This window comes from Drancourtella sp. An12 (genome assembly GCF_002160935.1).
GTDB classification, from domain to species: Bacteria; Bacillota; Clostridia; order Lachnospirales; family Lachnospiraceae; genus Sellimonas; species Sellimonas catena.
This window is the reverse complement of sequence record NZ_NFLO01000008.1, coordinates 39,696-63,918: the sequence shown is the minus strand read 5'-3', so window position 1 is coordinate 63,918 and position 24,223 is coordinate 39,696. Positions and strand designations below refer to the sequence as shown.

23 protein-coding genes, 1 other RNA gene and 1 other annotated feature are annotated in these 24,223 nt (G+C 47.5%); of the genes, 21 read left to right on the top strand and 3 right to left on the bottom strand.

The features are described 5' to 3' along the window. The first annotated feature begins 127 nt into the window (after positions 1-127). From B5E64_RS09280 to aroB, 11 genes are all read left to right on the top strand, one after another. Positions 128-1,672 carry a peptidoglycan binding domain-containing protein gene (locus tag B5E64_RS09280; protein ID WP_087168244.1) on the top strand — a complete coding sequence of 515 codons (1,545 nt, stop codon included), beginning with the start codon at positions 128-130 and terminating at the stop codon, positions 1,670-1,672. 29 nt (positions 1,673-1,701) lie between these two features. Continuing rightward, positions 1,702-2,838, top strand: a complete 1,137-nt coding sequence (gene tgt, locus B5E64_RS09275; protein ID WP_087168243.1) for a tRNA guanosine(34) transglycosylase Tgt — start codon at positions 1,702-1,704, stop codon at positions 2,836-2,838. 92 nt (positions 2,839-2,930) lie between these two features. Further along, positions 2,931-3,257 (top strand): preprotein translocase subunit YajC, encoded by a 327-nt coding sequence (yajC, locus tag B5E64_RS09270; RefSeq protein ID WP_087168242.1) that lies wholly within the window; start codon positions 2,931-2,933, stop codon positions 3,255-3,257. Positions 3,258-3,447: 190 nt separating this feature from the next. Continuing rightward, complete coding sequence (gene leuB / locus B5E64_RS09265) at positions 3,448-4,536, top strand: 3-isopropylmalate dehydrogenase (protein WP_204229581.1); 1,089 nt, start codon at positions 3,448-3,450, stop codon at positions 4,534-4,536. Positions 4,537-4,573: 37 nt separating this feature from the next. Next, positions 4,574-6,244 (top strand): dihydroxy-acid dehydratase, encoded by a 1,671-nt coding sequence (gene ilvD, locus B5E64_RS09260; protein ID WP_087168240.1) that lies wholly within the window; start codon positions 4,574-4,576, stop codon positions 6,242-6,244. A gap of 18 nt (positions 6,245-6,262) precedes the next feature. Next, entirely contained in the window at positions 6,263-7,951 is a 1,689-nt protein-coding gene (gene ilvB / locus B5E64_RS09255; protein WP_087168239.1) for a biosynthetic-type acetolactate synthase large subunit, read from the top strand. Between the two features lie 55 nt (positions 7,952-8,006). Next, a complete protein-coding gene (serC, locus tag B5E64_RS09250) occupies positions 8,007-9,089 on the top strand; it encodes a 3-phosphoserine/phosphohydroxythreonine transaminase (RefSeq protein WP_087168238.1) in 1,083 nt (360 codons plus the stop codon). Beyond that, positions 9,089-10,252 (top strand): phosphoglycerate dehydrogenase, encoded by a 1,164-nt coding sequence (locus B5E64_RS09245; RefSeq protein WP_087168237.1) that lies wholly within the window; start codon positions 9,089-9,091, stop codon positions 10,250-10,252. The genes serC and B5E64_RS09245 overlap by 1 nt, the downstream gene beginning before the upstream one ends. Positions 10,253-10,411: 159 nt before the next feature. Then, on the top strand, positions 10,412-10,891 hold the full coding sequence (locus B5E64_RS09240; RefSeq protein ID WP_140398853.1) for a hypothetical protein: 480 nt from the start codon (positions 10,412-10,414) through the stop codon (positions 10,889-10,891). Positions 10,892-10,948: 57 nt separating this feature from the next. Continuing rightward, positions 10,949-11,196: a binding site (T-box leader), on the top strand. 125 nt (positions 11,197-11,321) lie between these two features. After that, entirely contained in the window at positions 11,322-12,335 is a 1,014-nt protein-coding gene (aroF, locus tag B5E64_RS09235) for a 3-deoxy-7-phosphoheptulonate synthase (RefSeq protein WP_087168235.1), read from the top strand. A 19-nt stretch (positions 12,336-12,354) separates the two neighbouring features. Continuing rightward, complete coding sequence (gene aroB, locus B5E64_RS09230) at positions 12,355-13,413, top strand: 3-dehydroquinate synthase (protein WP_087168234.1); 1,059 nt, start codon at positions 12,355-12,357, stop codon at positions 13,411-13,413. A gap of 68 nt (positions 13,414-13,481) precedes the next feature. On the opposite strand, the gene B5E64_RS09225 is transcribed toward aroB, so the two are convergent. Next, the gene (locus B5E64_RS09225) at positions 13,482-14,651 is read right to left on the bottom strand and encodes a ribose-phosphate pyrophosphokinase (protein ID WP_087168233.1); all 1,170 of its coding nucleotides are present in this window, start codon (positions 14,649-14,651) and stop codon (positions 13,482-13,484) included. A gap of 175 nt (positions 14,652-14,826) precedes the next feature. Here B5E64_RS09225 and B5E64_RS09220 point away from each other — a divergent pair, with 175 nt between their 5' ends. The 10 genes from B5E64_RS09220 to rnpB all read left to right on the top strand — a co-directional run bounded on the left by B5E64_RS09220 (position 14,827) and on the right by rnpB (position 23,181). Further along, positions 14,827-16,164, top strand: a complete 1,338-nt coding sequence (locus B5E64_RS09220; protein WP_087168232.1) for a DUF512 domain-containing protein — start codon at positions 14,827-14,829, stop codon at positions 16,162-16,164. Then, positions 16,157-17,485 carry a ribosome biogenesis GTPase Der gene (der, locus tag B5E64_RS09215; RefSeq protein ID WP_087168231.1) on the top strand — a complete coding sequence of 443 codons (1,329 nt, stop codon included), beginning with the start codon at positions 16,157-16,159 and terminating at the stop codon, positions 17,483-17,485. The genes B5E64_RS09220 and der overlap by 8 nt, the downstream gene beginning before the upstream one ends. A 4-nt stretch (positions 17,486-17,489) precedes the next feature. Continuing rightward, positions 17,490-18,134: a glycerol-3-phosphate 1-O-acyltransferase PlsY gene (gene plsY / locus B5E64_RS09210; RefSeq protein ID WP_087168230.1), complete on the top strand. Its 645-nt coding sequence runs from the start codon at positions 17,490-17,492 to the stop codon at positions 18,132-18,134. Between the two features lie 10 nt (positions 18,135-18,144). Then, on the top strand, positions 18,145-19,176 hold the full coding sequence (locus tag B5E64_RS09205; protein ID WP_087168229.1) for an NAD(P)H-dependent glycerol-3-phosphate dehydrogenase: 1,032 nt from the start codon (positions 18,145-18,147) through the stop codon (positions 19,174-19,176). A gap of 62 nt (positions 19,177-19,238) precedes the next feature. Beyond that, entirely contained in the window at positions 19,239-20,711 is a 1,473-nt protein-coding gene (gene spoIVA, locus B5E64_RS09200) for a stage IV sporulation protein A (RefSeq protein ID WP_087168228.1), read from the top strand. Between the two features lie 101 nt (positions 20,712-20,812). Beyond that, on the top strand, positions 20,813-21,139 hold the full coding sequence (locus B5E64_RS09195) for a bifunctional adenosylcobinamide kinase/adenosylcobinamide-phosphate guanylyltransferase (RefSeq protein ID WP_087168227.1): 327 nt from the start codon (positions 20,813-20,815) through the stop codon (positions 21,137-21,139). After that, entirely contained in the window at positions 21,136-21,630 is a 495-nt protein-coding gene (locus B5E64_RS09190; protein WP_162610170.1) for a bifunctional precorrin-2 dehydrogenase/sirohydrochlorin ferrochelatase, read from the top strand. The genes B5E64_RS09195 and B5E64_RS09190 overlap by 4 nt, the downstream gene beginning before the upstream one ends. After that, the gene (locus B5E64_RS09185) at positions 21,627-22,325 is read left to right on the top strand and encodes an MBL fold metallo-hydrolase (protein ID WP_087168225.1); all 699 of its coding nucleotides are present in this window, start codon (positions 21,627-21,629) and stop codon (positions 22,323-22,325) included. Before B5E64_RS09190 ends, B5E64_RS09185 begins: the two co-directional genes overlap by 4 nt. A 2-nt stretch (positions 22,326-22,327) precedes the next feature. After that, complete coding sequence (gene rnhA, locus B5E64_RS09180) at positions 22,328-22,819, top strand: ribonuclease HI (protein ID WP_087168224.1); 492 nt, start codon at positions 22,328-22,330, stop codon at positions 22,817-22,819. A 16-nt stretch (positions 22,820-22,835) separates the two neighbouring features. Further along, positions 22,836-23,181, top strand: an RNA gene (rnpB, locus tag B5E64_RS09175) — RNase P RNA component class A. A 96-nt stretch (positions 23,182-23,277) separates the two neighbouring features. Here rnpB and B5E64_RS09170 read toward each other — a convergent pair. Both B5E64_RS09170 and B5E64_RS09165 read right to left on the bottom strand, forming a co-directional pair. Then, positions 23,278-23,616, bottom strand: a complete 339-nt coding sequence (locus tag B5E64_RS09170; RefSeq protein ID WP_087168223.1) for a sporulation initiation factor Spo0A C-terminal domain-containing protein — start codon at positions 23,614-23,616, stop codon at positions 23,278-23,280. Between the two features lie 157 nt (positions 23,617-23,773). Then, a complete protein-coding gene (locus B5E64_RS09165) occupies positions 23,774-24,214 on the bottom strand; it encodes an aspartate carbamoyltransferase regulatory subunit (RefSeq protein WP_087168222.1) in 441 nt (146 codons plus the stop codon). Positions 24,215-24,223: the final 9 nt, after the last annotated feature.

Here is a 24,223-nt window from a genome sequence, read left to right as displayed (position 1 = left end):
TTTGAGGGAAAACGCCGAAAAGTAAGTAGGATATACGACAAGATTCAACAAATTTTCACTGTACTTTTCCACATAGACATATTATAATAGCGATGTATAAGGTAAAATAGTAAGGGGTAGATATTGAATGAAGAAAAACGAAAATATTCCGGAAGAAGAACTCCGGATTTCGGATCAGGATCATACAATGGACAGTGAAAATGAAATAGCAAGAAAGACGAGAATCAAACATAGACGGGGACCAAGGAAAAAGAAAGAGAAACGCCGGATATCCAAGGCGGCAAAGAAACGGATCGCGATTACCTGCGGCAGCATTGTCGGAATTGTAGCGGTTGCCTATTTTGGCGGAGTGATCTTTTTTCAGAGCCATTTCTATCCGGGAACAACGATCAACGGTAACAGCTTTTCACTCAGAAGCGTTCATGATGCGGAGGATTATATGGCAGAGCAGGTTGCCGGATACACGTTGACATTAAATGAAAAAGACGGAGGAACGGAGACGATCTCCGGAAAAGATATTGACATCTCCTATCAGGAGAGCGGTGCTCTTGAGAAAGTCAAGGAGGAGCAGAATCCATTTCTCTGGCCGACGGCACTGTGGACAAAATCCGATGTCACAACGGAAGTCGGAATCGAATATAATGAAGAAAAGCTGGCAGGGTTTGTTTCCATGCTGAAGTGCGTGACTTCCGCAGGCCAGACTGCCTCAGAAAATGCACATCCGGTATATGACGGAAACCAGTTTGTCATCCAGGAGGAAGTAGTCGGAAACCAGGTGAATCAGGAGACGCTTCTTCAGAAGGTAAAAGAGTCCGTAAGCGGCTTTAATCAGGAAATGAATCTGGAGACGGAAGGATGCTATATCACACCGGCTTACACGAAAGATTCTCCGGAAGTGCAGGCTGCGGTTGATACCATGAATAAGTATCTCCAGAGCAAGATTACATATGATCTGTCACCAAAGACAGAAGTAGTAGATAAGACGCTTATTTCCCAGTGGCTGACGGTTGATGAGAATATGCAGGTGACATTCAATACCGATCAGGTGAATGCCTATATTGCGCAGCTTGCTACAAAGTATAATACAGTTGGAACGACGCGGACATTTGTGACGGGCCGCGGAGATACAGTGCAGGTATCCGGAGGTGACTTTGGCTGGTATTTAAATCAGGAAGACGAGTATGCGGCTCTGGTTGCGAATATTCAGAGCGGCGAAGAAGTTTCAAGGGAGCCGAAATGGTCCAGAAGAGGAGCGGATCACGGAGACGACAATGACTACGGAGACACTTACGCGGAAGTGGATCTGACGACACAGAAATTCTGGTTTTTCCAGAACGGAGAAGTGATCATGAACTGTGATATTGTCAGTGGAACTCCGAATGGAGAAGATGACACACCGCAGGGAAGCTATGACCTGACTTACAAGACCAAGAATGCAGTACTTCGTGGAGAACTGCTTGCAAACGGAGAGTATTCCTATGAATCTCCGGTGGCATTCTGGATGCCTTTCAATGGAGACATCGGATTCCATGATGCGTCCTGGCAGACACGATTCGGAGGGGACTGGTACCTGAACCATGGTTCCCACGGATGTATCAATATGAAATACGATGATGCGGCAAAGCTTTATGATCTGATCAATGAGACGACACCGATCATCTGTCATTTCTAAACCAGATTTCAGAACGGAGCAAAGAAAACATGTATGAATTGTTAAAAAGAGACGGCCTCGCAAAAAGGGGCCGTTTTACAACGGTACACGGTGTTGTTGAAACACCGGTGTTTATGAATGTGGGGACGGCTGCCGCCATTAAAGGAGCAGTGTCCACCGATGACTTAAGAGAGATCAAAACCCAGGTGGAGCTTTCCAATACCTATCATCTCCACGTAAGACCGGGCGATGAGGTAGTAAAAAAACTTGGAGGGCTGCATAAGTTTATGGTATGGGACAAGCCGATTCTGACGGATTCCGGCGGATTTCAGGTGTTTTCCCTTGCGGGCCTCAGGAAGATCAAGGAGGAAGGAGTACATTTCCATTCTCACATTGACGGGAAGAAGATTTTTATGGGACCGGAGGAGAGTATGCAGATCCAGTCCAATCTGGCATCCACCATTGCTATGGCGTTTGACGAATGCCCGGCCAGTACAAAAGACCGGGATTATATTGAGCGTTCTGTCGCGAGAACATCACGGTGGCTTCGCAGATGTAAGGCCGAGATGGAGCGGCTGAACAGTCTTCCGGATACGATCAATCCGCATCAGCTGCTGTTCGGAATCAATCAGGGCGGAATTCTGGAGGATGTCCGGATTGCACATGCGCAGGAAATCGCAGAGCTTGATCTTCCGGGATATGCCATCGGAGGACTTGCGGTAGGAGAATCTCATGAGGAGATGTACCGGATTCTGGATGCCGTTGTTCCTTATCTGCCGCTTGAAAAACCAACGTATCTGATGGGAGTCGGTACCCCTGCAAATATTCTGGAGGCAGTGGACCGGGGCGTTGACTTTTTTGACTGCGTTTATCCGACACGAAACGGCCGGCACGGCCATGTGTACACGAATCATGGCAAACTGAACCTTTTCAATGCCAAATATGAACTGGATGACCGCCCGATTGAAGAAGGCTGCGGATGCCCGGTATGCCGGAAATATTCCAGAGCCTATATCCGTCACCTTCTGAAAGCAAAGGAGATGCTCGGCATGCGGTTCTGCGTACTTCACAACCTGTATTTTTACAATACAATGATGGAAGAAATCCGTGCCGCAATCGAAGAAGGCCGCTACAAAGAATATAAAAAGCAGAAACTTGAGGGAATGGCGCAGGGACAGAAAGGATAAAACCTGATAAAATTCCCAAAAGTACTTGATGAAACGGGAAAAATTGTGTATGATAGCAATAGTGTTTAGCTAGAAATTAGGAGGAAAGAATGATGGAATACACGTTACTTACAGAGTCAAGCGGAGGCATTTTCTCAAACCCGCTGTTTTTGATCCTTTTTTATGTAGTTGTTCTTGGCGGACTCTGGTTCATTCTGATGAGACCGCAGAAGAAAGAGCAGAAGAGGGTAGCGGCGATGATCGCTGATATGGAAGTTGGAGATACTGTTCTGACGACAAGTGGATTTTACGGAGTAGTGATCGATATCACAGAAGAAGATGTGATCGTAGAGTTCGGAAATAATAAAAACTGTCGTATTCCGATGCAGAAGGCTGCTATCATGCAGGTAGAAAAGCCTGGTGCAGGTGAAACAAAATAATGATAAGTCAGTGAAAAGAAAAGCAGATTCCGTTTTAGAGGGATCTGTTTTTTGTTGTTGAAAAAAGCCTCAGGCAGGTGGTTTTCATGGAGAAAACGGGTGGAAAAGGCACTTTTACGAGGTAAAGGGTTGAAACAAAAACAAAAATATTATATGATATTCTGTAACAGATTTTCTGGGAGGGATAGCAATGAAATTAAACATAGGAATTATAAAAGGAGACGGAATCGGCCCGGAAATTGTCACGGAGGCCATGAAGGTTCTGGATAAAGTAGGAGAGATATACGGACATACCTGTGATTACACGGAGCTTCTTCTGGGAGGCGCATCCATCGATGTGCATGGAGTGCCGCTTACAGATGAGACGGTGGAAAAGGCAAAAGCATGTGACGCTGTACTGATGGGGTCCATCGGAGGCGATGCAAAGACTTCCTCATGGTATCAGCTGGAACCGTCCAAAAGGCCGGAGGCAGGACTGCTTCGGATTCGTAAGGAGCTTGGCCTTTTCGCCAATTTAAGACCGGCAGTTCTCTATGAGGAACTGGAAGGGGCATGTCCTCTGAAACCGGAGCTCACCGAAGGCGGATTTGATTTTATGATTATGAGAGAACTGACGGGCGGACTGTATTTTGGTGAAAGAAAGACAGAAGAAAAGGATGGTGTCATGACCGCGGTGGACACACTTTCCTATAATGAAAATGAAATCCGCAGGATTGCAAAGCGCGCATTTGACATTGCCGGGAAACGTTCCCGCAAGGTGACAAGTGTGGATAAGGCAAATGTTCTGGATTCCTCCAGACTGTGGAGAAAGGTGACAGAAGAGGTGGCGGCAGAGTATCCGGACGTGACGCTGGAACATATGCTTGTTGATAACTGTGCGATGCAGATCGTAAAAAATCCAAAGCAGTTTGATGTGATTCTGACAGAGAATATGTTTGGAGATATTTTATCCGATGAAGCCAGCATGGTGACTGGATCTATCGGAATGCTGGCAAGCGCAAGCCTTAATGACAGTAAATTCGGCCTGTATGAGCCGAGCGGAGGATCCGCGCCGGACATTGCAGGAAAGGGAATCGCAAACCCGATTGCCACAATCCTTTCCGCAGCAATGATGCTTCGTTTCTCCTTTGATCTTGATAAGGAAGCGGACGCGGTAGAGAGGGCAGTGGATCAGGTTTTGAAAGACGGATACCGGACAGGAGATATCATGTCTGCAGGATGTACACAGGTCGGCACAAAGGAAATGGGAGATCTGATCTGTGAAAGAATTCAGGCATAATGACTATAGAAACAGAGTAAGGACAGGAGGAAGAAAGATGAGAAGTGATACTGTAACAAAAGGAAGCCAGCAGGCGCCGCATCGTTCTCTGATGAATGCGCTGGGACTGACAAAAGAAGAGATGGAACGTCCGCTTGTAGGAATTGTAAGCTCTTATAATGAGATCGTGCCGGGACATATGAATCTCGATAAGATTGTGGAAGCAGTCAAAATGGGAGTTGCCATGGCTGGAGGGACCCCGATCGTATTTCCGGCGATTGCAGTCTGTGACGGGATCGCCATGGGACATATCGGAATGAAGTATTCTCTTGTGACGAGAGATCTGATTGCAGACTCTACGGAAGCGATGGCTCTGGCTCATCAGTTTGATGCCCTTGTCATGGTTCCAAACTGTGATAAAAATGTGCCGGGTCTTCTGATGGCGGCGGCCCGGATCAATATTCCGACCATTTTTGTCAGCGGCGGCCCGATGCTTGCCGGACATGTGAAAGGAGAGAAGAGAAGTCTTTCCAGCATGTTTGAGGCGGTTGGAGCTTATGCGGCTGGAACGATTACAGAAGAAGAGCTGGATGAGTTTGAATGTAAAGTCTGCCCGACATGCGGTTCCTGTTCCGGAATGTACACGGCCAACAGTATGAACTGTCTGACAGAGGTGCTTGGAATGGGCTTAAAGGGCAACGGTACCATCCCGGCAGTTTACTCCGAGAGAATCCGTCTTGCAAAACATGCGGGTATGCAGGTAATGGAGCTCTGGAGAAAAAATATCTGTCCTCGTGACATTATGACCAGGGAAGCCATTTTAAATGCCCTGACAGTGGACATGGCCCTTGGATGTTCCACAAACAGTATGCTTCACCTTCCGGCAATCGCCCATGAGATTGGAATGGATTTTGAGATTGATTTTGCAAACGGAATCAGCGAGAAAACACCAAACCTCTGTCATCTGGCACCGGCAGGACCGACATATATTGAGGACCTTAACGAGGCGGGCGGCGTTTACGCAGTCATGAATGAGCTGGACAAAAAAGGGCTTCTCTATACAGACTGCATGACGGTGACCGGAAAAACAGTGAAAGAAAATATCGCAGGATGTATCAATAAAAATCCGGAAGTCATAAGACCGGTAGATCACCCATATAGTGAGACGGGAGGCCTTGCCGTTCTGAAAGGGAATCTTGCTCCGGACGGAAGCGTGGTAAAACGTTCGGCGGTAGTAGAAGAAATGATGGTTCATGAGGGACCTGCCAGAGTCTTTGACTGCGAAGATGATGCAATCAAGGCAATCAAAGGCGGAGAGATTCATCCGGGTGATGTAGTGGTTATCCGCTATGTCGGACCAAAAGGCGGACCGGGAATGCCGGAGATGCTCAATCCGACATCCGCAATCGCGGGAATGGGACTTGGATCCAGCGTTGCCCTGATTACAGACGGACGATTCTCAGGGGCATCCAGAGGCGCGTCTATCGGACACGTATCACCGGAGGCGGCAGTAGGCGGACCGATTGCACTTGTAGAAGAGGGAGATATCATTAAGATTGACATTCCGGGGCTGAAACTGGAACTGGATGTTCCGGAAGAGGAGCTGGAAAAAAGACGCAAGGCATGGCAGCCGAAAGAGCCGGAGGTCAAGACCGGTTATCTGGCACGGTATGCAGCCATGGTAACAAGCGGAAACAGAGGAGCGATCCTGGAGATTCCGAAAAACTAGACGAAAGGAAGAAGAGCAATGAAGCTTACAGGAGCAGAAATTGTAATAGAATGTTTAAAAGAGCAGGGTGTGGATACCGTATTCGGATATCCGGGCGGTGCGATTCTGAATGTATATGATGCGCTGTATAAGCACCAGAACGAGATCCGTCACATCCTGACTTCCCATGAGCAGGGGGCGGCGCATGCGGCGGACGGTTATGCCAGGGCAACGGGAAAAGTCGGTGTATGTCTGGCCACAAGCGGACCGGGGGCGACAAATCTTGTAACAGGTATTGCGACTGCCTATATGGATTCTATTCCTGTTGTGGCAATCACCTGCAACGTCGGAGTATCCCTTCTTGGAAAGGACAGTTTCCAGGAAATCGATATTGCGGGAGTCACCATGCCGATTACGAAACATAATTATATTGTAAAAGATGTCAATAAACTGGCTGATACGATCCGGAAAGCGTTCCGGATTGCACGTAAGGGCCGTCCGGGTCCCGTACTGATTGACATTCCAAAGGATGTAACGTCCAATCTTGCCGAATATGAGCCGAAAAAAATCACACCTCAAAAGAGAAACGAAGAGGTCAATGAAGAAGATCTTCAGACGGCAGTAGAGATGATCCAGAACTCGAAAAAGCCATATATTTTCGTGGGTGGAGGCGCAGTGCTCTCCGATGCGGACGAAGAACTGTTTGAATTTGTCAAAAAGGTGGATGCGCCGGTTGCGGACACTCTGATGGGAAAAGGTGCGTTTCCTGGAACAGATCCATATTACACAGGAATGCTTGGCATGCATGGAACAAAAACATCGAATCACGGAGTCAGTGAGTGCGACCTTCTTGTTGTAGTGGGGGCACGATTCAGTGACCGTGTCACGGGAAATGCGGAGAAATTTGCGCCAAAGGCGAAAATTCTGCAGATTGACATCGATCCGGCAGAAATGAATAAGAATGTAGTTATCACGCATGGAATTACCGGGGATGTCAAGGTGGTACTTTCAAAGCTGAATCAGATGCTGGAGCAGCAGAATCACAGTGAATGGATTCAGACGATCGAAGCATACAAGGCAAAATATCCGATGACCTATCATCCGGACGTGTTAAGCGGACCGTTTGTCGTAGAGGAAATTTACCGGCAGACGAAAGGAGATGCTGTTATTGTAACAGAGGTCGGACAGAATCAGATGTGGGCCGCACAGTATTATAAATATCCAAAGCCGAGAACACTTCTGACATCCGGCGGTCTCGGAACGATGGGATACGGACTTGGGGCGTCCATCGGTGCGAAATGTGCGAGACCGGAAAAATGTGTGGTTAATATTGCAGGTGACGGATGTTTCCGGATGAACATGAATGAGATTGCAACAGCAGCACGTTATCAGATTCCGATTATCGAAGTCATTCTGAATAACCACGTACTTGGAATGGTGAGGCAGTGGCAGGATCTGTTCTATGGAAAACGGTATTCTGCTACCATCCTCAATGACAATGTGGACTTTGTCAAACTTGCCGAGGCGATGGGAGCGAAAGCATACCGCGCCACAACAAGGGAAGAATTTGTCCGGATCTTTGAGGAGGCAAGAAACGCAGACGGACCGGTTCTGATTGACTGTCAGATAGACTGCGATGAGAAGGTATGGCCGATGGTTGCTCCGGGAGAAGCGATCGATCAGGTATTTGATGAGGGAGATCTGAAAGAAAAAGCAAAACAGAATTAAAAATCGACCTGCCGGGCGAAGGGGAATGTTTGGCCGGGAAACAGGGAGGAATCGTATGAGCAGAGTATATAATTTTTCGGCGGGACCGGCTGTTCTGCCAGAGGAAGTATTACAGGAAGCCGCAAAGGAGATGCTGGATTACAGGGGGACCGGAATGTCCGTTATGGAGATGAGCCACCGGTCTGCGGCGTTTGAAACGATCATACAGGATGCCGAGAAGGACATCCGGACACTTTTAAACATACCGGAAGACTATGAGGTACTGTTTCTGCAGGGAGGGGCATCGCTGCAGTTTGCAATGATTCCGATGAATCTCATGAAACACAAAAAGGCAGACTATATTCTGACCGGGCAGTGGGCAAAGAAAGCCTGGAAGGAAGCGCAGAAGTACGGAGAGGCAAAAGCAGCAGCCTCCTCTGAGGAGCAGAATTTTTCCTGCATCCCGGATCTGAGTGAGCTGTCTGCTTCCGGGGATGCGGATTATGTGTACATCTGTGAGAACAATACGATCTACGGAACGAAGTTTCATACCCTTCCGGATACGAAGGGCATCCCTCTTGTAGCGGATGTTTCCTCCTGCTTTCTGTCTGAGCCTGTGGACATTACAAAGTACGGCATCATGTACGGCGGTGTGCAGAAGAATATCGGACCGGCGGGTGTGACGATTGTGATTATACGGAAGGATCTGATCCGGGAAGAGGTGCTTCCGGGAACTCCGACCATGATGCAGTACCATGTCCACGCCAAGGCAGGTTCTCTTTACAATACGCCGCCTGCATACGGAATTTATATCTGCGGGAAAGTGTTCCGGTGGCTTCTGGATCAGGGAGGACTTCCGGGAATTCAGAAGAAGAACCAGAAAAAGGCGGCACTTTTGTACGAATATCTGGATGACAGCCGCCTGTTTTCCGGCACAGTAGCGAAGAAAGACCGTTCTTTGATGAATGTTCCATTTGTGACAGGCGACAAAGATCTGGATGCCAGATTTACGGCAGCGGCTGCAGAACATGGTCTGGTCAATCTGAAAGGACACCGGAGCGTTGGAGGCATGCGGGCCAGCCTCTATAATGCCATGCCATATGAAGGCGTGGAGGCACTTGTATCATTTATGGAAAAATTTGAAAAGGAGAATCGGTAATGTATCAGTATCAATGTTTGAACGCCATTTCGGAAGCAGGGCTTTCCCTCTTTTCGGAAGACTACCAGAGAACAGAAGAGATGGCCGGGGCGGATGCGGTTCTCCTGAGAAGTGCATCCTTGCATGAAACGGTTTTTCCAGAGAAATTAAAAGCAATCGCAAGGGCAGGAGCAGGAGTGAATAATATTCCGCTGGAAGACTGTGCGGAAAAAGGAATTGTAGTCTTTAATACGCCGGGAGCGAACGCAAACGGGGTGAAAGAGCTGGTGATTGCGGGGATGCTTCTGGCGTCCCGCGATATCATCGGAGGCATCGAGTGGGTGAAGGCCCATGCCGGAGAAGAGAATATCGCAAAGACAGCGGAGAAGCAGAAAAAGATGTTTGCCGGACAGGAGATTGAAGGAAAGAAGCTTGGCGTGATCGGTCTTGGAGCCATTGGCGTGCTGGTGGCGAATGCGGCGCTTCATCTTGGTATGGAAGTATATGGATACGATCCGTATATGTCGGTGGATTCCGCGTGGAATCTGTCGCGCCACATTCATCATGTGAAAAATCTGGAGACGATTTATCAGGAATGTGATTATATTACGCTTCATGTCCCGGCACTGGATGACACGAAAGGAATGATTGACCGGGAGGCTGCAGGGCAGATGAAAGACGGTGTAATTCTCCTGAACTTTGCAAGAGACCTTCTTGTTAAGGAAGAAGATCTGATCGAGGCACTGGAAACCGGGCACATACGGAAATATGTCACAGACTTTCCGACAGCGGGGCTGGCAGGAAGAGATCATGTCATCGTTATTCCCCATCTGGGTGCTTCCACGGAAGAGTCTGAGGACAACTGCGCCAGAATGGCTGTCCGGGAGATCCGGGAGTATCTGGAAAACGGAAATATCATGAATTCCGTAAACTTTCCGAACTGCGATATGGGAAAGAAAGGGAAAAATCCAAGAATTACCGTACTTCATCACAATGTGCCGAACATGATCGGCCAGTTTACGGCTCTTCTTGCAAAGAGAGGAATCAACATCGCGGATTTGACGAACAAAAGCCGCGGACGCTTTGCTTATACGATGATCGATATTGAAGATACGGATTCTTCCGGAATTGCGGAAGAACTTTCCAAAATCGAGAATGTCCTGAAAGTGCGTATCATTCTGTAAAAGAAAGAAAATATAAGGGAAATTTCATTCTTATTTAAGAACTCTTTCATTGTATCCGGGAAAGAAGTGCGCTATAATCGTAACGGATAACATAGGAATCGAGGTCAGATACGAATGAAGAGAAACATTCTTTCTGTTGGAAAAAAGACGAAAAAAAATTTGTTTCATACAAAAAGAATACGAAATAAATGGAACGTACCGGCCGCTTTTGCAGCCGGTGTCGTTTTTTGTCTGCTGATTTTCCTTTTGGTGAAAGTTATGCCGCAGTTCAACCGGAACGAAGAAACGCTGATTGTACTGACTGCACGGTCTGAAACAATTTACCAGGGAGAAAATCTGCCGGAATTATCAGCCGGAGCAGAGTTCGCAGACGGAACGGGAACGAAAGAAAAGGAAGCATGGCTGAGCAAAGAGGCGGGATACCGTGTTCAGGATCTGCTGGATGATCTGAACGAAGGCGGTGATTACGAGGTAGAATGCGATGCGGACGGCAGTGAGGCTGGAGAATTTCCGATCCGGATCAGACTTTCCGGAGAACTGGAAAGTTCCCTTGAGAGTGAATGGAAAGGAAAAGTCCGGATCGAGGTGAAGGACGGTACTCTGACGGTGAAGAAGGATTCTTCGGAGGCAGGAAAATAAGTATTGACAAACCTGCAGATGTGAAGTAATATGGAAACAACTTCATAGATCTGCTTTGAAAATACGAAGAAAAGAAGTAGTAAGTATCATGGAATGTTACAGAGAGTCCCGCGTGGTGGAATGGGATACAGAAAGTGTTACTGAATTCCTCTTGGAGTAGAGTGCTGAATGTACAGACTAGTAGGCATTTCCGGCAGCAGCCGTTATCTGCAAGGGTATATCTGGAGACAGCGTACCTGATGAGGCAGTCATCGTGAGATGGCTGTAAAGTGAGGTGGAACCACGATGACAGTATCGTCCTCTGAGTAAATCAGAGGACTTTTTTTATTCTATAGAAAAGATCTTTGGACTCCCTATAGAATCAGGACACTTCCTTTGCAAGGTGATTTTCAAAGTCAGGAAAAGTGTGAGAAAGCAGGAGGAGAAGCATATGATTATTGTACTGAAACCAAGAACAACAGAAGAAAATTTGAACCGGGTAATAAAAATGGTAGAGGCAAAAGGTCTGGAGGCTCATGTCGTCCGGGGAGAAGAGATGACGATTATCGGATGTATCGGTGATACCGTCAGAATTGATCCGCGCCTGTTTGAGGTGGATAAAAGTGTAGATAAAGTCATGCACGTGCAGGAGCCTTATAAACTTGCAAACCGTGCATTCCACCCGGAGGACACCATTGTGGATGTATCCGGTGTCCAGGTGGGAGGCGGAAACATGGCGATGATTGCCGGACCGTGTTCAGTGGAAAGCGAGGAACAGGTGATTGAAGTGGCAAAGGCAGTCAAAGCTGCAGGCGCCAATTTGTTAAGAGGCGGGGCATTCAAGCCGCGTACAAGCCCGTATTCCTTCCAGGGACTTGGACTGGAAGGACTGGAGATGCTCTGTAAGGCGAAGGAAGTAACGGGGCTTCCGATTGTGACAGAGCTGATGTCCGCAGAATACCTTGATATTTTCGATGAGAAGGTGGATCTGATTCAGATCGGGGCGAGAAACATGCAGAATTTTGACCTACTGAAACAGCTCGGGAAGACCAGACGTCCGATCCTTTTGAAACGCGGATTAAATGCTACCTATGAGGAATGGATTATGTCTGCGGAATATATTATGGCGTCCGGAAATGAAAATGTCATTCTCTGTGAACGGGGCGTCAGGACTTTTGAGACTTATACAAGAAACACACTGGATCTTCAGGCGATTCCGGTACTGAAAAAGATGACCCATCTTCCGGTTGTTGTGGATCCAAGCCATGCCGGGGGCAAATGGTGGCTGGTAGATACGATGGCAAAGGCGGCGGTAGCAGCAGGCACAGACGGGCTGATGATTGAAGTACATAATAATCCGGACTGCGCGCTGTGCGACGGAGGTCAGTCCTTAAAGCCGGAGAAGTATGCGGAACTTTTAAAACAGCTTCGAAAGATTGCACCGATTGTAGAAAAAACTTGGTAGAAGAAGGCAGGCGGAAGAAATGGAATTGAATGTTAATCTGGGAAAAGACAGTTACCGTATTTTGATTGAAAGAGGACTATTAAAAAGAGCGGCCAAAGAAATCCGGGAGATTTATCAGGGGAAGAAAATCGCGGTGATCTCTGACGACAGTGTTTACGCATTTTACGGAGAGAGCCTTCTGGAACAGCTGAAAGAATACTGGGAGTGCAGTGCAGTCATTCTTCCACATGGGGAGGCGTCCAAAAGTATTGATGTCCTTCCGGGAGTGTATGCACAACTGTTAGAAGCGGGAATTTCCAGAAGCGACCTGATCGTTGCCCTCGGAGGAGGTGTTGTCGGAGACCTGGCCGGATTTGCGGCGGCAACGTATCTGAGGGGAATTCCATTCGTACAGATTCCGACTTCCCTGCTGGCTCAGGTGGATTCCTCTGTCGGAGGAAAAGTAGCAGTTGACCTGAAAGAAGGCAAAAATCTTGTAGGGGCATTCTATCAGCCAAAGAAAGTCCTGATTGATCCGGATGTGCTGAAAACACTTCCGGAGCGTTACATCCATGACGGAATGGGAGAAGTCATCAAGTATGGCTGCATCAAGGATGCAGAGCTTTTTGCGCTGCTCAGGCGGGCCGGAAGTTTTGACGGACTTGCGGATTATCTGACGGAAGTAATTACAAGATGTGTGGATATCAAACGTCAGGTGGTGGAGGAAGACCAGTTTGATACCGGAGAGAGGATGCTGCTTAATTTCGGTCATACGCTGGCACATGCAGTAGAGCAGAGGTTCGCATATGAAAGAGAAAGTCATGGGGAAGCGGTTGCGATCGGCATGTATCAGATCACACGGATCTCGGAAGAACTGGGACTGACCCGGGAAGGAACGGCCGGGGAGATCCGAAAGATTCTGGAAAGCTACGGACTTCCGGTTTCCTGCGGCGTGCACCTCTCAGAACTGAAAGAAGCCATGAAGCGGGATAAGAAAAACTTTAAAAACAGTCTGAGGCTTATCCTTCTGAAAGAAATCGGAGAGAGCATCATTTATCCGTCGGATTTGTCATTTTTTGAAGATGAACGTATGGTATAAAAATACAGCAGGGAAGAAGTCTCTTTCCTGCTGTGTTTTTAAGAATTTTGTCTTTCGGTTCCGGAACCCTAAGCATTCCGGCCTGCGATCAGTGCATGAATCTTGTCTGTCGGATTCAGTACAGAACTGATGGCGATATCATGATTCATGGAATCGATGATGATTGCCAGGAATTTGCTCATGTCTGCTTCGATGAAGTATGGACGTTCATAGATCTCCGGCGGCAGATAGGTCAGATTCGTTGTAATCAGACGATCTATATAGCCTGTCCGGTAATAGTCGTCAAATTTCTCAAGCCCGTCGGTAAAGAGTCCGAATGTAGTGCAGACAAATACACGGGAAGCGCCCCGATCTTTGATCTGTTTTGCAACATCCAGCATACTTTCTCCGGAAGAGATCATGTCATCTACGATGATGGCAGTCTTGCCCTTTACGTCATCACCGAGAAATTCGTGGGCAACGATCGGATTTTTTCCATTTACGATTGTGGAGTAATCTCTTCTTTTATAGAACATTCCCATATCCACGCCAAGAACATTGGAAAAATACACTGCACGATGCATCGCACCCTCGTCCGGGCTGATGATCATGAGATGATCCTTGTCAAGCTTCAGGTCAGGCTCCGTTTTCAGAAGCGCTTTGATAAACTGATAAGGCGGATTGAAGTTGTCAAAGCCTTTCAGAGGAATCGCGTTCTGCACACGCGGGTCATGGGCATCAAAGGTGATAATGTTGGATACTCCCATGTCAACCAGTTCCTCCAGTGCCTGGGCACAGTCCAGAGATTCGCGTTTGGTACGTTTGTGCTGGCGGCTTTCGTAAAGAAACGGCATGATGACATTTAATCTGTGAGCTTTGCCGTTTGCTGCGGATATGATACGTTTCAGATCCTGATAATGATCGTCCGGCGACATGTGGTTCAGATGACCGTTCACTGTATAGGTCAGACTGTAGTTGCAGACATCGACCATGACAAAAAGATCTTTTCCGCGGACCGATTCGCCCAGAACGCCTTTTGCCTCACCAGAACCGAAACGCGGGCAACTGTGCTCTATGAGATAATTTTCGCATTTATAGGATGCGAAAAGTGCGGAATCTACATATTTTTTAAGGGATTCCTTGCGAAATCCGACAATATGGTCGTTGACCTTCTTCCCAAGAGTTTCGCAGCTCTTGAGCGCGGCGATTTTAAGCGGAGCTGTCGGAAGCACCTGCTCTAACATTTTTATATTTGTCATAAACCCTCCTATGTAAGAAAACATGGAATTAAGACGCGGCATCAGCCGTAATCTCAATCCATTTATAACATTTTTTTATAGGTATGGCAAGAAAGGAATAGAAAAAATTGCATTTTGGGAAGGAATTTAGTATTATGAAAAAGGCAGGAAAATGAAGAGGAAAAGGAGACGAGATATGGAAAAACAGCGGAAAAGACATGAACATCTGGTTTCGGCTGTAGAAGAGGGAAGTATTGCATGGGAGATGGGCATCGAACCGGGGGACAGGCTTCTTTTGATAAACGGTCAGGAAATCGAGGATGTTTTTGATTACCATTACTATGTCAATGATGAGAATCTTCTCGTTCTGATTGAGAAGCCGGACGGCGAGCAGTGGGAACTTGAGATAGAAAAAGAATATGAGGAGGATCTGGGTCTGACCTTTGAGCAGGGTCTGATGGATGAGTACCGGTCCTGCAGAAACAAGTGCGTTTTCTGTTTTATTGATCAGATGCCAAAGGGGATGCGTGAAACACTGTATTTCAAAGATGACGATTCAAGACTGTCTTTTCTGCAGGGAAATTATGTGACGCTGACAAATATGAGCGACCATGATATTGACCGGATCACCCGTTATCATCTGGAGCCGATCAATATTTCCTTCCATACGACAAATCCTGAACTTCGATGCAAAATGCTTCATAACCGGTTTGCGGGAGAAGCATTGAAGAAGGTGGACCGCCTTTATGAGGCGGGAATTACGATGAATGGACAGATTGTACTCTGTAAGGGATTAAATGACGGTCAGGAACTGGAACGGACAATACAGGATCTGACAGCATATCTTCCGAAGCTGCAGAGTGTATCGGTCGTGCCGGTAGGGCTGAGCAAGTACCGCGACGGACTTTACCCGCTGGAGCCGTTTACGAGAGAAGATGCAAGAAAAGTGCTGGATACGATCCACCGGTGGCAGGAAAAAGTATATCAGGAATACGGATATCATTTCATCCATGCCGGAGATGAATGGTACATCCTGGCAGGATACGAAATGCCGGAGGAGAGCAGGTACGATGGATATCTGCAGCTGGAAAACGGGGTCGGCATGATCCGGCTTCTTCAGAATGAATTTGAAGAAGGCTTTCAGAAAATCCGTCCGACAGACCGGAAGATGTCCCTGTCGATTGCAACCGGAGCGCTTGCCTATGATTATCTGAATGAGTTCATCGGGCGGATGAAAGAAAAATGTCCGAATCTGGATGTTCATCTATATAAGATCCGCAATGAGTTTTTCGGAGAAAGCATTACCGTGTCCGGCCTGATTACCGGACAGGATCTGATCAAACAGCTGAAAGGGCAGGAACTTGGGGACAGGCTTCTGCTTCCGTGCAATATGTTAAGAAGCGGAGAGGATGTTTTCCTGGACGATGTGACAGTTTCGGAGTTAGAAGAAACTTTACAAGTGAAGATAGATATTGTAAAATCAAGCGGACAGGATTTTATCGATGCAGTTTTAAAGGAGAGGTACGATGAGTAAACCAGTAGTTGCGATCGTAGGACGCCCGAATGTCGGGAAGTCTACGTTATTTAATGTTCTGGCCGGGGAGATGATCTCGATTGTCAAAGACACACCGGGAGTGACAAGAGACCGTATTTATGCGGATGTATCCTGGCTGGACAGAGACTTTACATTGATTGATACAGGAGGAATCGAGCCGGACAGCTCGGATATTATCCTTTCACAGATGCGGGAGCAGGCGCAGATTGCGATAGATACGGCAGATGTGATTATTTTTATTACAGATGTGAGACAGGGGCTTGTAGATGCAGACTCCAAGGTTGCAGATATGCTGCGCCGCGCGAAAAAGCCTGTGATTCTTGCAGTGAATAAGGTAGATAATTTTGACAAATTTATGCCGGACGTCTACGAATTTTATAATCTTGGAATCGGAGACCCGAATCCGGTATCTGCATCCTCCAGGCTTGGAATCGGAGACCTTCTGGACGCAGTTGTCGCGTATTTCCCGGAAAAAGACAAAGAAGAGGAGGAGGACGAAAGACCGCGGGTTGCCATTGTCGGAAAACCAAATGTCGGAAAATCCTCCATCATCAATAAACTTCTCGGGGAGAACCGTGTCATTGTATCGGATATTGCAGGGACAACACGGGATGCTATTGATACGGAGATTGTTCATAACGGAAAAGAGTATGTATTCATTGATACAGCAGGTCTTCGCAGAAAGAGCAAGATCAAGGAAGAGCTGGAACGGTACAGTATTATCCGGACCGTAACCGCGGTAGAAAGAGCAGATGTTGTTTTGATGGTGATTGACGCAGTGGAAGGTGTAACCGAGCAGGATGCCAAAATCGCCGGAATCGCGCATGAGCGCGGCAAGGGAATCATTATTGTAGTCAATAAATGGGACGCGATCGAGAAAAACGACCGGACCATGCGTGAATATGAAGGAAAGATCAGGAATGTACTGTCCTATATGCCGTATGCGGAGATCATGTATATTTCGGCAAAGACAGGGCAGAGGATTCAGAAGCTCTTTGATATGATTGATATGGTGATTGAAAATCAGTCCCTGCGGATTGCGACAGGCGTGCTGAATGAGATCATGACAGAGGCAGTTGCCATGCAGCAGCCGCCTTCTGATAAAGGAAAACGCCTGAAACTTTACTATATTACACAGGTATCTGTCAAACCGCCTACTTTTGTGATTTTTGTCAACGATAAGGAACTGATGCATTTTTCTTATACAAGATATCTGGAGAACAAGATCAGGGAGGCATTCGGTTTCCGGGGAACTTCACTGAAATTCTTTATCAGAGAAAGAAAGGAAAAGGAGAAGTAAGGTCATGGAACGGATCGTGTGTATTTTGATCGGGTATGTTTTCGGGCTTTTCCAGACAGGATATATTTACGGGAGACTGCAGCATGTGGATATCCGGAAAATGGGGAGCGGAAATGCCGGTTCTACAAATGCGCTGAGAACACTCGGGGTCAAAGCGGGAGCGTGTACGTTTTTGGGGGATTCCTTTAAGTGTATTTTTGCCGTTCTGGCAGTACGGCTGATTTTTGGAGAAACACATGGAGACATTCTTCCACTTCTTTCTATTTATGCCGGAATGGGAGCAGTGCTTGGACATAATTTCCCGTTCTATCTGAAATTCAAAGGAGGAAAAGGAATTGCGGCCATGGCAGGACTTCTGGCCGCCCTTACGAATGTCTGGATCTGCTTGATTGCGATCGTGGTATTTGTTACAATAGTAGCAGTAACAAAATATGTTTCCGTTGGTTCGATTGCGGTCGTTCTGATTTTCTTTGCAGGTGTCGTATTCCGCGGACAGACAGGAAGCTACGGGATGGCTGCGCCATATCTCCATGAGATGTATGTGGTGGCAGCATTTCTTGCAGTTCTTGCAATCTGGAAGCACAGAGCGAATATTCAGAGACTGTTAAGCGGCACAGAAAATAAAATCAGCATCGGAAAGAAAAAATAGGAGGCACAGTATGGCAAAAGTTGGAATTATGGGAGCCGGCAGCTGGGGAACGGCGATTTCATGGCTTCTGACAAACAATGGACATGAGGTGACTGTCTGGTCTATCGACGCGAAAGAGGTGGAGATGCTTGACAGAGAGCGGGAACACAAGTCCAAACTTCCGGGGGTGAAGCTTCAGGACGGTATCCGTTTCACAAATGAGATCCGGGAAGGCATTGAAGGAAAGGACTTTGTAGTGCTTGCCGTTCCGTCACCATTTACGAGATCGACGGCTCAGAGGATGTGTCCTTATGTGAAAGAGGGACAGATCCTTGTCAATGTGGCAAAGGGGATCGAGGAAAAGACGTTGATGACATTGAGCGAGCAGATTGAGGAAGAAGTGCCTCAGGCGGATGTGGCGGTTCTTTCGGGACCAAGCCATGCGGAAGAAGTAGGAAAGGGTCTGCCTACCACATGTGTAGTCGGTGCAAAAACAAGAGAGACGGCAGAGTACCTTCAGAAAGCATTTATGAGCGAAGTGTTCCGTGTGTATACAAGTCCGGATATCAAAGGCATCGAACTGGGAGGATCTTTGAAAAATGTCATTGCTCTTGCCGCCGGTATTGCGGATGGCCTTGGATACGGCGACAATACAAAAGCCGCTCTGATCACAAGGGGGATTGCTGAGATTGCACGTCTGGGAGTAAAGATGGGCGGAAAGATCGAAACCTTTACCGGGCTGACAGGAATCGGTGATCTGATTGTGACCTGTGCAAGTGTCCACAGCCGGAACCGGAAGGCAGGATATCTGATAGGACAGGGAAGGACGATGCAGGAAGCCATGGATGAGGTCAAAATGGTAGTTGAAGGCGTCTACTCTGCAAAAGCGGCAAAGCAGCTTGCCGGGCAGTACCGGATTTCCATGCCGATTGTAGAACAGGTCAATCAGGTGCTCTTTGAAGGAAAGAGTCCGGCCGAGGCGGTCAAAGAGCTGATGCTTCGTGACCGGAAAGAAGAACACAGTGCCCTTCCTTGGGGAGAAGAAGATACAGATACAAAATAAAACAGGTCTAAATACCTCCTTGCAGGCATACATTGGTATCAGCATTGCAAGGGGGTATTTTCATGGAGAATTTTCAGCTTTATCATGATATGCAGGTCAGAACAAACGGGGAAATCTATTTCGGGGTTGTAGGTCCGGTAAGGACCGGAAAGTCCACGTTTATCAAACGGTTTATGGATCTTCTGGTTCTCCCGCATATGAATGATGAAAATCAGCGGGCGAGGACAATGGATGAACTGCCACAGTCCTCTTCCGGAAAAACCATTATGACAACAGAACCTAAATTTATTCCAAAAGAGGCGGCGGAGATTACACTTTCAGATGATGTCCGGGTCCGGGTCCGGCTGATCGACTGTGTCGGATATATGACAGAAGGGGCAAGAGGGCATATCGAAGACGGGGAGGAACGCAAAGTTAAAACGCCGTGGTTTGACTATGAGATTCCGTTTACAAAAGCAGCCGGAATCGGAACAAGGAAGGTGATTCATGATCATGCCACTATCGGAATTGTAGTGACAACGGATGGAACGATCGGAGAGATCCCAAGAGAAGCGTACCGGGACCCGGAAGGAAAGACCATCCGGGAACTGAAAGATATCGGGAAACCCTTTCTCGTTCTGGTAAATTCAGCAAGGCCTTACGGGAAGGAAGCGTCAGAGACCGTAAAAGAGATCCAGGAGTCCTATCAGGTGGCGGCGATGCCGGTCAATTGTGAGCAGCTGAAAGAGGAGGATATCCATCGGATGATGGAGGAGATCCTGTTTGAATTCCCGGTTTCCGAAATGGAATTTTATATACCAAAATGGGTGGAAATGCTGCCGCGAAGCCATAGAATCAAGGAAGAAATGGTATCCTATATCAGAGACTTGATGGAGGAAAAGACGGAAATCCGGGATTTTATCGGAGGAATCGAACAGCCGGATGATACATATATCGAAAGTGTCCGTGTGGATCATATTGCGATGGATACCGGATGTATCCGGATGGAAATCCGTGTTTACGAGAAATACTATTATGAAATGCTCAGTGAGATGACAAACATGAAGATACAGAATGAGTACGAACTCCTTAGGGCCATGAAGGAAATGTCCGCCCTTCAGGAGGAGTATGCCAATGTCAAAGATGCTATGGACAGTGTCAGGGCAAAGGGGTATGGAGTGGTGAGTCCGAAGAAAGAGGAGATTTCCCTTACAGATCCGGAGATCATCAAGCAGGGCAGCAAGTACGGGGTGAAGATCCATTCGGAGGCACCGTCGATTCACATGATACGAGCCAATATTGAAACGGAGATCGCGCCGATTGTGGGCAACGAGCAGCAGGCTCAGGATATCCTGCGGTACATCAAAGATGCGAAAGAGCAGGAAGGAGGAGTCTGGGAAACCAACATTTTTGGAAAAACAATCGAGGAACTTGTGATGGACGGAATGCGGCATAAGATTACGATGATCAATGACGAATGTCAGGGAAAACTTCAGGATACGATGCAGAAAATTGTAAACGACAGCAATGGAGGGATTGTCTGTATCATTATCTAAACCGGATAAATGGGCCTGTACGCAAAAAGTTGAAAAACTTGATGAACGTACAGGCCTCTTTGTGGTATACTTGATCTGTTAGAGAAAGAAGGAGAGCGGATATGATAATGATTACGGGCGGAAGCTTTCAGGGAAAGACAGAGTATGCCAGAGCACAGTACCCGGACCGGGAGATCATCGTACATTTTGAAGAACAGATTTTACAGTGCATCCGGGAGAACAGGGATCCAGCAGCGTACACCGGGCAGTTTATTGAGAGTCATCCGGATGCAGTTGTTCTGATGGATGAAATCGGAAACGGGATTGTTCCGGTGGACCGGGAGGAGCGAGCATGGAGAGAGGCTGCAGGACGTGCCGGATGCCGGCTGGCAAAAGAGGCCGGGGAGGTCTACCGTGTCATGGCAGGGATCGGGATCAGGATCAAATGAGCAGGGAAAAATATCCGCGGTTTCCGCTCTTTTTGAGTCTGTGCGGCAGAGAGATCCTGATTGTCGGCGCCGGGAATATCGCGGTCCGGAGAGCCGGCATCCTTCTTCCTTTTGGCTGCAGCATCCGGATGTGCGCTCCGGAAAGAGAGGATGAGCTGAAAGAGCCTCTCAGAGGATGGATTCTGGACGGAAAGGTCCGGTACGAGAGCAGGCGGTTTGAAAAGGATGTGCTGACCGGCCGGGAGTTTCTTGTGTTTGCGGCGACGGATGAAAGCGAAACAAACGCAGAGATTGTTCAGATATGCAGGGGAAAAGGGATTCTGGTGAATAACGCATCGGACGCTTCCGTGTGTGATTTCTTCTTCCCGTCTGTACTGCGGGATGAGGAGATTGTAATCGGAATTGCAGGGGACGGAAGCGACCACAGAAAGGTAAAACAGATACGAAAAAAGATACAGGACATGCTGAAAGGAGAGAAAAGACCCAAATGAAAGTCACTTATCTGTATCACAGTGGATTTACAGTAGAAGATGAACGTGCAATGTATGTTTTTGATTACTATAAGGGGAAGCTGCCTGAGACAGAGGCCGATAAACAGATGTATGTTTTTGTGAGCCACCGCCACAGCGACCACTTCAATCCGGTAATTTTTGAGTGGGAGAAAGAGCATCCGAAGATCCAGTACATTCTGTCGGATGACGTGGAGGCGGATCCTGCTCCCAACCGGATTTTTCTGCCTCCGGATAAAAAAATAAAGATCGGAACGCTGAAAATAGAGACGCTTCGTTCTACGGATGAAGGCGTTGCTTTTCTCGTTGCCTTCCGTGACAAGAGAATTTATCATGCAGGTGATCTGAACTGGTGGCACTGGGAAGGCGAGAGTATTGACTATAACCGCAGTATGCGTAAAAATTACCAGAAGGAAATCAAAAAGCTTGCACGAAAGAAGATCGATCTGGCGTTTGTCGTTCTGGATCCAAGACAGGGCGGAGCGGCATTTTCCGGCATTGATTATTTCATGAGAAATGTGAGGGCAGAGCATGTCTTCCCGATGCACATGTGGAAGGATTATGGGCTGACAGACCGTCTGCTGACTTCGGAAATTTCCTCGGGCTACCGGAACCGGATTCACCGCGTATGGGAGGAAGGACAGACTGTGGAGATCAAGGAACGGAAGGGAGAATAACAATGCTTGTAAAAATCTATACGGACGGTGCGGCAAGAGGAAATCCGGACGGACCGGGAGGATATGGAACGATTCTCTCCTATACCGATCCGAAAGGACAGACCCATATACGGGAGCTTTCCCAGGGGTATGAAAAGACGACCAACAACCGGATGGAGCTGATGGCAGTCATTGCCGGACTGGAAGCGCTGAACAGGCCCTGCGAAGTGGAAATCTATTCGGATTCCAAATATGTAGTGGATGCGTTTAACCAGCACTGGATTGACAACTGGATCCGGAAGGGCTGGAAGCGCGGGAAAAATGAGCCGGTCAAAAACATCGATCTCTGGAAAAGGCTTTTGGAGGCGGCAAAGCCGCACAAGATGACATTGATCTGGGTAAAAGGGCATGACGGCCACCCGCAGAATGAACGATGTGACGAACTTGCGACAACGGCAGCGGACGGTGAGGACCGGATCGTTGATGAAGGGCTTGCAAGTGAAGGCCAAGTGTGATATTGTATTACAGGTGCAGGTAAGATAAACAGTCGCGGCTGCGAATCCCGAAAGGGTGCAGACGAGGAAAGTCCGGGCTTCACAGGGCAGGATGCCGGATAACGTCCGGTGGAGGCGACTCCAAGGATAGTGCAACAGAAATAAACCGCCGCTTATGCGGTAAGGGTGGAAAGGCAGTGTAAGAGACTACCGCTTTTCTGGTAACAGAAGAGGCACATGTAAACCCCATCCGAAGAAAGACCGAATGAAAACGATACGGCGGCCCGTCGTGTTTTAGGTGGGTTGATGGACTCCCGCGGCGACGCAGGAGCTAGATAGATGACTGTTCAAGACATAACCCGGCTTATCGTCTTGCCTGCCGCTTATACAGAAAGCAAAAAAGGGTGCGGTGCTTAAACCGCACCCTTTTTATAAGCTTTCCGGCAGAATGATAGATTCCGTTTATGCGACAGCAGTTTTTATTGATAGCGCAGATAATCAGCTGCCATTTCAATCAGTTCTTTTGGGTAAAGAGTACCGTGAGAAAGAAATCCGGGAAAGAAGGCCCGGAGCTGCGCTTCGTTGGCGGCCGCTATCTGGCAGACAGTGCGGATCGCCCTCGCGATACTTGGGACAGAGACGTGATACATTTCGGCAATCGGCCGGTAGATTTCCTTTTGGATGTTACACAGACAATGCTCGTCTTCCATTACAAGAAAGACGGCCTCCTTCAGATAGTAAAAGCCTTTGTATCTCCCTGAAATTCCGATGCTTTTCAGAAAGATACTTAATTTTTCTTCCATATTTGATGTTGTCATCTTTGTTTCCTCCTTGGTTGGCCGGAAGCTTACATAACCTTTATATAAAAAGGGAGGAAAAAAGAAAGTCAAGATATGCAACAAAACGTGGCATTTTAACACGCACACCTAAAATATGGATAAAAAGAACCGGGAGGGCATCAGCCCTCCCGGCAGTTTATTTTCTATGATACTTTTCTTCGCAGTATTTGCAGCGGTATTCTTCACGTTCCGGATCCGTCAGAATAAACACATGATCCAGCTCCTGCTCGATGGAAGTGATGCATCTCGGGTTTTTGCAGCGGATCACATTGGTGATTTTTTTTGGAAGTTTCAGAGACATTTTATCTACAATTTTTTCATTCTCAATGATGTTTACCGTAATATTGTGATCGATGAAACCAAGGATGTCCAGATCGATCATCTCCAGCGGACACTCAATCTTGATGATGTCCTTCTTCCCCATCTTGTTGCTTTTTGCGTTCTTGATAATCGCGACACAGCAGTCCAGCTTGTCGAGACGCAGATATTTGTAAATATCCATACTTTTTCCTGCCTGGATATGATCCAGTACAAAGCCTTCGGAGATTCTTCCGATATTCAATGTATTTTTAACCATAATTAGCTC

Excerpts from the sequence above, each read along its gene's own strand:
- B5E64_RS09280 (WP_087168244.1), top strand. The coding sequence starts at position 128 with ATGAAGAAAAACGAAAATATTCCGGAAGAAGAACTCCGGATTTCGGAT.
- tgt (WP_087168243.1), top strand. The coding sequence starts at position 1,702 with ATGTATGAATTGTTAAAAAGAGACGGCCTCGCAAAAAGGGGCCGTTTT.
- yajC (WP_087168242.1), top strand. The coding sequence starts at position 2,931 with ATGGAATACACGTTACTTACAGAGTCAAGCGGAGGCATTTTCTCAAAC.
- leuB (WP_204229581.1), top strand. The coding sequence starts at position 3,448 with ATGAAATTAAACATAGGAATTATAAAAGGAGACGGAATCGGCCCGGAA.
- ilvD (WP_087168240.1), top strand. The coding sequence starts at position 4,574 with ATGAGAAGTGATACTGTAACAAAAGGAAGCCAGCAGGCGCCGCATCGT.
- ilvB (WP_087168239.1), top strand. The coding sequence starts at position 6,263 with ATGAAGCTTACAGGAGCAGAAATTGTAATAGAATGTTTAAAAGAGCAG.
- serC (WP_087168238.1), top strand. The coding sequence starts at position 8,007 with ATGAGCAGAGTATATAATTTTTCGGCGGGACCGGCTGTTCTGCCAGAG.
- B5E64_RS09245 (WP_087168237.1), top strand. The coding sequence starts at position 9,089 with ATGTATCAGTATCAATGTTTGAACGCCATTTCGGAAGCAGGGCTTTCC.
- aroF (WP_087168235.1), top strand. The coding sequence starts at position 11,322 with ATGATTATTGTACTGAAACCAAGAACAACAGAAGAAAATTTGAACCGG.
- aroB (WP_087168234.1), top strand. The coding sequence starts at position 12,355 with ATGGAATTGAATGTTAATCTGGGAAAAGACAGTTACCGTATTTTGATT.
- B5E64_RS09225 (WP_087168233.1), bottom strand. The coding sequence starts at position 14,651 with ATGACAAATATAAAAATGTTAGAGCAGGTGCTTCCGACAGCTCCGCTT.
- B5E64_RS09220 (WP_087168232.1), top strand. The coding sequence starts at position 14,827 with ATGGAAAAACAGCGGAAAAGACATGAACATCTGGTTTCGGCTGTAGAA.
- der (WP_087168231.1), top strand. The coding sequence starts at position 16,157 with ATGAGTAAACCAGTAGTTGCGATCGTAGGACGCCCGAATGTCGGGAAG.
- plsY (WP_087168230.1), top strand. The coding sequence starts at position 17,490 with ATGGAACGGATCGTGTGTATTTTGATCGGGTATGTTTTCGGGCTTTTC.
- B5E64_RS09205 (WP_087168229.1), top strand. The coding sequence starts at position 18,145 with ATGGCAAAAGTTGGAATTATGGGAGCCGGCAGCTGGGGAACGGCGATT.
- spoIVA (WP_087168228.1), top strand. The coding sequence starts at position 19,239 with ATGGAGAATTTTCAGCTTTATCATGATATGCAGGTCAGAACAAACGGG.
- B5E64_RS09195 (WP_087168227.1), top strand. The coding sequence starts at position 20,813 with ATGATAATGATTACGGGCGGAAGCTTTCAGGGAAAGACAGAGTATGCC.
- B5E64_RS09190 (WP_162610170.1), top strand. The coding sequence starts at position 21,136 with ATGAGCAGGGAAAAATATCCGCGGTTTCCGCTCTTTTTGAGTCTGTGC.
- B5E64_RS09185 (WP_087168225.1), top strand. The coding sequence starts at position 21,627 with ATGAAAGTCACTTATCTGTATCACAGTGGATTTACAGTAGAAGATGAA.
- rnhA (WP_087168224.1), top strand. The coding sequence starts at position 22,328 with ATGCTTGTAAAAATCTATACGGACGGTGCGGCAAGAGGAAATCCGGAC.
- B5E64_RS09170 (WP_087168223.1), bottom strand. The coding sequence starts at position 23,616 with ATGACAACATCAAATATGGAAGAAAAATTAAGTATCTTTCTGAAAAGC.
- B5E64_RS09165 (WP_087168222.1), bottom strand. The coding sequence starts at position 24,214 with ATGGTTAAAAATACATTGAATATCGGAAGAATCTCCGAAGGCTTTGTA.